This is a genomic window from Nitrosomonas sp. HPC101 (assembly GCF_009833125.1).
Lineage (GTDB): Bacteria > Pseudomonadota > Gammaproteobacteria > Burkholderiales > Nitrosomonadaceae > Nitrosomonas.
On the sequence record NZ_QRCC01000018.1, the window covers coordinates 39039 to 46355 of the forward strand.

The window sequence follows — 7317 nt, forward strand, 5'->3', positions numbered from 1 at the left end:
TTCTTGTGGTTGGCTTGAATGTTTGTTCTTTAACTGTGGGGTGATACTGAAAACGTATGTCTGGCTTTGTACACACTTCTGATATTGCGGTTGCACATCCGCAGTTGTCTGTTGACTGGTATCTGGATCCACGGATATTCGAGCTGGAAAAACAGTTGTTGTTTGATCGGGGGCCGGGCTATGCTGGGCATGAGTTGATGGTGCCGAAAACAGGTGACTATTATGTGCTGACTGCGCAAAATAATGCCAAGGTTCTGGTTCGTAATAAGGAAGGTATTGAGCTGTTATCGAATATCTGTCGTCACCGTCAGGCAGTTATTCTGGATGGACGTGGTAATTCCCGCAATATAGTTTGCCCGATTCATCGCTGGACTTATGCAATGGATGGCAAATTATTGGGCGCGCCACATTTTAGTAAAAATCCGTGCCTTAATTTGGGTAAAACTACTTTGCAGCATTGGAATGGGTTAATTTTTGCTGGTAAGCGGGATGTAAATCAGGATCTTGTCGGACTGAGGGTTCGTGGTGAGCTGGATTTTGCAGGGTATATGTTGGATCGTGTGCATGTCGGACATTATCAGTGTAACTGGAAGACTTTTATTGAGGTTTATCTGGAAGACTATCACGTCGATCTTTTTCATCCAGGCCTGGGGCATTTTGTGGATACCAGTCAGCTTGAGTGGGAGTTTGGTGACTGGTACAGCGTTCAGACTGTCGGAGTGAATCTGGATTTCAACCGGGCAGGTTCGGAGATATATCAGAAATGGCATGCACAGGTGTTGCAGCATAATAATCAACAAGTGCCTCGACATGGTGCAATCTGGCTGCTCTACTATCCTAATGTCATGATTGAATGGTATCCGAATACCCTCGTTGTCAGCACTATTCTGCCAACCGGAATAGAGCAATGCATGAACGTGGTTGAGTTTTACTATCCCGAAGAAATTGTCCTGTTCGAACGGGAATTTGTGGAAAGAGAGCAGGCTGCCTATCAGGAGACGGCCGGGGAAGATGATGAAATCTGTAGGCGGATCACGACCGGTCGACGTGCGCTGTATCAGCAGGGAGTAAACGAAACAGGCCCGTACCAGATGCCGATGGAGGCGGGAATGGAGCATTTTCATCGTTTTCTCCGGCGTGAAATCGAACAGTATTTACCCTGATTCGAGATTCTTAAGCCGGGATGTCCTCGTTATGGATGCTAGTGGCGGGCTTCATGTTCGCCTGTATGGGGGAGCTGGTAAAGCTAGCCGCGGCATACTTTTCCAATACTGAACTTGTGTTTTATCGTTCATTGGTGGGGTTGATTTCAACTTTTGCGGTTATGCGTTTTTATGGTAAGCCCATTGCAACGAAACATTGGAAAATGCACTTCTGGCGGGGGGTGGCCGGACTAGGCGGCGTATTGCTGTTTTTTTATTGTATTTTAAAGTTGCCATTGGCAACCGCTATTTCTTTGAATAATACCTGGCCTCTGTTTCTTGCATTTCTGGCAGTAATTTTCTTGAAAGAGGAATTTAGCTGGTTGCTGGTCGTGGCGGTCGTAGTGGGTTTTGCAGGTGTGATCATGTTGCTTCGTCCTACCCTGGCTGAAGGTCAATGGTATATGGCGCTGATTGGCGCTGGTTCAGGGCTGTTTGGCGGTATCGCGCATTTGAATGTCAGGCAGCTAAGTGAACAGGGTGAATCAGACTGGCGTATCGTCTTTTATTTTACACTGGTATGTACGATCGCTACCGGGACATGGTTGATATTTACGGCATTCAGCCCAGTCAATCTGCAAAGCCTGACATTGGCTCTGGGTATTGGTGTAACAGCGACGCTGGCGCAACTGGCAATTTCTCGTGCACACCGGGGGAGCAATATCATTATTGTTGGAGCACTTTCTTATAGCACGGTATTGTTTGCGGGATTGATGGATCTATTCTTGTGGGATGACCGACTTCCTGTTTCGGCCTGGATAGGCATGGGATTGATTATTGTGGGAGGGTTGCTGAGTATCCGGGGGATATCGGCGCGACGGACAAATATTGTTACCCTTGATGATTGATGTTACATAATTTCAGTCAGGTTGGAAGGCCTGATTGCGTCAGGATTGCCATTTGTCTACTATGATCTAACATTTATCACTCGGAGTTTATGACTCATGATTAATATCGAAGAGACCGGCAATCTTATTATCGTTGCAATTATCGGAGAATTCACCCTGGATGATTTCAGACAATTTGAAGATCAGGTGCTCTACAAATTTCACTTCAATGGAGAGGCTAATTTGCTGCTGGACTGGCGGGATATGGTGTCCTATACAGTAGGCGTCGCTTGGGAGGAAATCAGATTTATGCGTGAGCATGGCAGTAAGATCAATCGTGTGGCAGTGGTGGCAGACAGCCAGTGGCAGGTGTGGAGTGCATGGGTTTCCAATCTGTTTATTGATGCGGATGTGGTCGTTTTTTCCGATTACGATGAGGCGTATACTTGGATCAAAGCTTGATCGGATGGGCATGACATTTATATTCAGATAACCGGATCGGCTGGTATGGCTGGTTTGATATAAATATGATGATTGATTATCTGATACTGAAATATGTGCATGTAACAAGCGTTGTAATCAGTTATATGCTGTTTTTATTACGTGGAATATGGATGCTGCGTGTTTCACCGTTGTTGCTGCAGCGCTGGGTGAAAATTACACCACATATTAACGACACGATTTTGTTGCTGAGTGCTATTGCGCTGGCTGTACTTACGCACAGGAATCCGCTTGTTGAGCATTGGCTGGCAGCCAAGATTATCAGTTTGCTAATTTATATCGTGCTGGGTTACACGGCTTTCAGACGGGCCAAAACACGTCGAGCAAAGATGACTGCCTGGATCCTTGCGCAGATTGTGTTTGCTTATATTGTCTTGGTTGCGTTGACAAAAAACCCGCTTGTGCTGTTTTAATACTGCGTCGACAATTCCCATTTTTGCTGGGTTTTGTCGGCGGATTGTCATGAATGATGTATAGACCGAAAACGGCGTCGACGCTGATAGCGTTGTCAGATCATCACGTCTGGGTGGTATACGCTTGGCTTCTGGACATGTCTGAATCCTTAGCGGCAAGCTTGTGGGGGTTCTCACTGCGATGAGGGGTGCTAGTCCATCATGAGCGTGTGCATGGATATGGCGATTATTGCTATGGTGGTTTTGCCACGGACTAGGCTGTCATCATTCTGTCATTATTGCCCTGTATGTTCCGGGTGTTAGTTATATCCCTTTTCCCGGCGAGATAAAAGATGTCTGCAACAGTTCTGGTAGTGGAAGATGAATCAGCGATTCAGGAGTTGATTGCCTATAATCTGCATAACGCAGGCTATAGTGCTGTATGTGTAAATAGTGCTGAGCAAGCAGTGGTCAAGATTAATGAAATATTGCCCGATTTGATATTGCTGGACTGGATGCTTCCGGGTAAGAGTGGTATTGAATTTGCGCGATCATTGCAACGAGATCTGCGTACCAGATTGATTCCCGTCATCATGTTAACTGCTCGTGTAGAGGAAAGTGACAAAGTATCGGGACTGGAAACAGGGGCGGATGATTACATTACTAAACCGTTTTCGCCGCGAGAGTTGATTGCCCGAATAAAAGCGGTACTACGCAGAAGTCTGCCTGAGGCTTCCGATGAAATTCTTGACGCTGAGGGGGTGAGGCTGAATCCGGTAACACATCGGGTGACAGTTATCGGTCAGGAAGATGGATTCCGGGAAAAAGAGCTACTGGTCAGTCCCACTGAATTTCGATTGCTGCATTTTCTGATGGCGCATGCTGAACGTGTGCATACTCGTGCTCAGTTACTGGATCGGGTATGGGGTGATCATGTTTTTGTCGAAGATCGAACGGTTGACGTCCACATACGCCGGTTGCGCAAAGTGCTGGAAGTTGCTGGGAAAGCCAATTTGATTCAGACAGTAAGAGGGTCTGGATATCGCTTTTCCACACGAGGTGAAGATACTTTCTGAAGTCAGGGTCGCTGGCTAATGGAGTATTGGTAAGCTATACTTGCTACGATAAGCACCATATATAGACAGATGAGTCGTGTTATTAGCGATTGCAGGACATTTTCATCTCCCCCAGGTGTAATATTTGATACTGTTGTTTCTTCATAAGAGGTGTAGTTGTAGTCAACTGCTCCTGTCAGTCAGTTGTTCCCATTGAGTGCTGTTCCAGAAGATTTGTTTCTCGCCAGGCGGTGAGACTGTTTTTCCGTGGCGATTCACATGAACGACTAAATTAGAGGATTTTAGAAATGAGTATTAAACCAAAAATAATGATTTCTTCGCTTGATGCGGAGAGATTGGATGTGTTATTGGATTCTCTTTCCCAGAAAGTGTTTCCGGGCAGGGATGATCTGGAAGCTGAACTTGCACGTGCTGAAGTGGTGGATCCAAAGGAAATTCCGCCCAGTGTTGTCACAATGAACTCAACTGTCAGATTCAGAGTTGAATCATCTGACGAAGAGTTTTGCCTGACGCTGGTTTATCCGAGAGATGTCGATACCAGCGGGGAAAAGATTTCAATTCTTGCCCCAGTGGGAAGCGCGTTGCTGGGGCTTTCGCAGGGAGATGAAATCGAGTGGCCTAAACCGGGTGGTGGTGTATTGCGTGTGCGCATCGTGGAAGTGACTTATCAGCCGGAGCGTTCCGGTGAGTATTACCGGTAAACGAACTCTTTTCTAAGGAAATTCATGTCACCTGAAGCAGGCACTACCTGTTGCCCGTAAATGGCGTTTTCAGTTTTCTCGGGCAAAATTAGCCATGAATAATCAGCCGACGATTCTGGCAATCGATCAGGGAACAACCAGCACTCGTGCCATTTTATTTTCGATGGAACTGGAAATCCTTGCAGTGCAGCAGAAAGAGCTGAAGCTGTATTATCCACGCAAGGGTTGGGTCGAGCAGAATCCCGAAACTATCTGGCAGGATACGCTTGAAGTCTGTCATGCGATCCTGGAACACACTGCCAATAGGGCGGAAGCGGTTGCTGCCATTGGCATCACCAATCAGCGCGAAACAACTATTCTATGGGATCGTAGTACCGGGAAACCTGTTTATCCTGCCATTGTGTGGCAGGATCGCCGTACTGATATCGTTTGCGAGCGATTGAGGGCGCAAGGGTTTGAGTCGATGGTAACAGCTCGAACCGGCTTGCTGTTCGATCCCTATTTTTCCGCAACCAAAATTGCCTGGATACTGGATAACGTTGCAGGCGCGCGTGCCCGCGCAGTGCGAGGTGAATTGGCATTTGGCACGATCGATTGCTATCTGCTTTGGCATCTGACCGGCGGGCGTGTGCATGCCACCGATGTAACAAATGCAGCACGGACCCTGTTATTCAATATCGTCGAACAGCAATGGGATACAGATCTGCTGGCATTGTTTGGTATTCCGGCAGCGATTTTGCCGGAAGTTCACGATAATGCTGCTGGATTCGGGATGACTGACTCGGCTTTGTTCGGCCGAGAAATTCTCGTCGGCGGTATGGCGGGAGACCAGCACGCAGCCCTAATTGGGCAAAGATGCTTCCGACCGGGTATGGTCAAATCCACCTACGGTACCGGTTGTTTTGCACTTATGAACATCGGTCCGGATTTCAGGCTTTCACAACATCGTTTGCTGACCACACCGGCGTATCGCCTGAATGGTGAGATGATTTATGCTGTTGAAGGATCGATTTTTGTCGCCGGGGCAGCGATTCAGTGGTTGCGGGATGGACTGGGATTCTTTCAGGATGCAGCCGCCAGTGAGACACTGGCGCGCAGTGTACTGGACAGTAATGAAGTATATTTCGTACCTGCTTTTACCGGCCTGGGTGCACCTTACTGGCGATCGGATGTGCGCGGCATGATCAGCGGATTGTCACGTGATACGACCCGAGCGCATATTGTTCGTGCAGCACTGGAAGCGCAGGGCTATCAGACCTTGGATCTGATGGCAGCAATAGAGGAGGATGGTGGCTATCAGGCCGAAGTCATCCGTGTGGATGGAGGGCTGGTGACAAACGGATTCATGTGTCAGTTTCTAGCCGATATGTTGAATAGGCCGGTGGAGGTACCGAAAGTAACGGAAGCAACGGCACTGGGCGCCGCAATTCTGGCCGGATTGGCAGTGGGATTGTTCGCCAGTCTGGAAGCAACTGAACATTACTGGCGGCGGGATATAATCTACACTCCTGCGATGACGGAAGCTGAAAGAAAGCGACTGTATATCGGCTGGAAAGCGGCGATTCAGTCGCTGTTACATCCTTCCAGAAACGCTGTCGAACCTGCTGCATCAGATTCCCGCCAGTAGAAGCGAGTGTGTGGAACACACGGAATAAGGCAGAGAAAATCCGTGGTGAATCTGGCAATCGCGGATTATCAACCTGACAGGATGAAAACAGATTGGAGTGCGTTTGGTTATGCTGATGAATCTTCCCAATTTTCTGACATGGCTGCGTATCATGGCTATTCCCCTGTTTGTCGGTATTTTTTATCTGCCGACAGACTGGATGTCTCTGGCCACGCAGAATCTGGTTGCCACCATCGTATTTGGGGGGGCTGCCTTGACTGACTGGCTGGATGGTTATCTGGCCCGGGCACTCAATCAGACTTCTGCATTTGGTGCTTTTCTTGATCCGGTGGCTGACAAGTTGATGGTCACTGCTGCACTGATCGTTTTGGTACATTTGGATCGGCTTGACCCATCGATTGCCCTGATCATCATCGGTCGTGAAATTACAATTTCTGCATTGCGGGAGTGGATGGCGCAAATTGGTAAATCTAGGAGTGTTGCGGTCTCTTTTCTGGGGAAGATCAAAACGGCTGCGCAAATGGTAGCAATTCCCCTGCTGCTCTACCACGATAGAATCGATGATACGTTTGATCCACAGATGGTCGGCACTTGGCTGATTTACATTGCAGCGATTCTGACATTATGGTCTATGATTTACTATCTGAGAGCAGCTATTCCACACGCAACTCATCATCACTAAAAAGGTCTCTGGTAATCAATAATAAGGTGTATGTCGGCATGTATAACAGGAGCTTGCCGATTATATGTTGGAAAAATAGAACCAAAGAGAATCTGATTACCGTGCTCAACATCAATAAGCTTCCGGCTGAGGCAAGTTTATTTATTCGCCTTCAATAAAATACCAGTCTTGTATAAAAAAACTGCTGCTGCATAACGATATTTTGAGTTTTTTTATGAATAAGTGTAAATAAATTGATAACTCAAATGTTTATTGCGATCAACAAAATCAATTATACGGAATGCCTCGAATTTATACCCATTTTATCAT

At 47.2% G+C, this 7317-nt stretch carries 8 protein-coding genes; all 8 read left to right on the forward strand.

Annotated elements, in window-relative coordinates:
• Nucleotides 1–56 precede the first annotated feature (56 nt).
• The 8 genes from ABO04_RS11475 (at nt 57) to pgsA (ending at nt 7008) form a co-directional block, all read left to right on the forward strand.
• The gene (locus ABO04_RS11475) at nt 57–1163 is read left to right on the forward strand and encodes an aromatic ring-hydroxylating dioxygenase subunit alpha (RefSeq protein ID WP_160810813.1); all 1107 of its coding nucleotides are present in this window, start codon (nt 57–59) and stop codon (nt 1161–1163) included.
• Nucleotides 1164–1183: 20 nt separating this feature from the next.
• Nucleotides 1184–2050 (forward strand): DMT family transporter, encoded by an 867-nt coding sequence (locus ABO04_RS11480; protein ID WP_160810814.1) that lies wholly within the window; start codon nt 1184–1186, stop codon nt 2048–2050.
• Nucleotides 2051–2146: 96 nt separating this feature from the next.
• On the forward strand, nt 2147–2491 hold the full coding sequence (locus tag ABO04_RS11485; RefSeq protein WP_160810815.1) for an STAS/SEC14 domain-containing protein: 345 nt from the start codon (nt 2147–2149) through the stop codon (nt 2489–2491).
• A gap of 65 nt (nt 2492–2556) precedes the next feature.
• Nucleotides 2557–2943, forward strand: coding sequence for a SirB2 family protein (locus tag ABO04_RS11490; RefSeq protein ID WP_160810816.1), 387 nt, complete (start codon nt 2557–2559; stop codon nt 2941–2943).
• 332 nt (nt 2944–3275) lie between these two features.
• Nucleotides 3276–3998, forward strand: a complete 723-nt coding sequence (phoB, locus tag ABO04_RS11495) for a phosphate regulon transcriptional regulator PhoB (protein ID WP_160810817.1) — start codon at nt 3276–3278, stop codon at nt 3996–3998.
• Between the two features lie 287 nt (nt 3999–4285).
• Nucleotides 4286–4699 (forward strand): nucleoside diphosphate kinase regulator, encoded by a 414-nt coding sequence (gene rnk / locus ABO04_RS11500; protein ID WP_160810818.1) that lies wholly within the window; start codon nt 4286–4288, stop codon nt 4697–4699.
• Nucleotides 4700–4793: 94 nt separating this feature from the next.
• Nucleotides 4794–6326 carry a glycerol kinase GlpK gene (gene glpK, locus ABO04_RS11505; RefSeq protein ID WP_160810819.1) on the forward strand — a complete coding sequence of 511 codons (1533 nt, stop codon included), beginning with the start codon at nt 4794–4796 and terminating at the stop codon, nt 6324–6326.
• A gap of 109 nt (nt 6327–6435) precedes the next feature.
• Entirely contained in the window at nt 6436–7008 is a 573-nt protein-coding gene (gene pgsA, locus ABO04_RS11510; protein ID WP_160810825.1) for a CDP-diacylglycerol--glycerol-3-phosphate 3-phosphatidyltransferase, read from the forward strand.
• Nucleotides 7009–7317: the final 309 nt, after the last annotated feature.

What these genes read in the sequence shown, in the direction of transcription:
- ABO04_RS11475 (WP_160810813.1), top strand. Translation starts at nt 57, where the DNA reads ATGTCTGGCTTTGTACACACTTCTGATATTGCGGTTGCACATCCGCAG.
- ABO04_RS11480 (WP_160810814.1), top strand. Translation starts at nt 1,184, where the DNA reads ATGTCCTCGTTATGGATGCTAGTGGCGGGCTTCATGTTCGCCTGTATG.
- ABO04_RS11485 (WP_160810815.1), top strand. Translation starts at nt 2,147, where the DNA reads ATGATTAATATCGAAGAGACCGGCAATCTTATTATCGTTGCAATTATC.
- ABO04_RS11490 (WP_160810816.1), top strand. Translation starts at nt 2,557, where the DNA reads ATGATGATTGATTATCTGATACTGAAATATGTGCATGTAACAAGCGTT.
- phoB (WP_160810817.1), top strand. Translation starts at nt 3,276, where the DNA reads ATGTCTGCAACAGTTCTGGTAGTGGAAGATGAATCAGCGATTCAGGAG.
- rnk (WP_160810818.1), top strand. Translation starts at nt 4,286, where the DNA reads ATGAGTATTAAACCAAAAATAATGATTTCTTCGCTTGATGCGGAGAGA.
- glpK (WP_160810819.1), top strand. Translation starts at nt 4,794, where the DNA reads ATGAATAATCAGCCGACGATTCTGGCAATCGATCAGGGAACAACCAGC.
- pgsA (WP_160810825.1), top strand. Translation starts at nt 6,436, where the DNA reads ATGCTGATGAATCTTCCCAATTTTCTGACATGGCTGCGTATCATGGCT.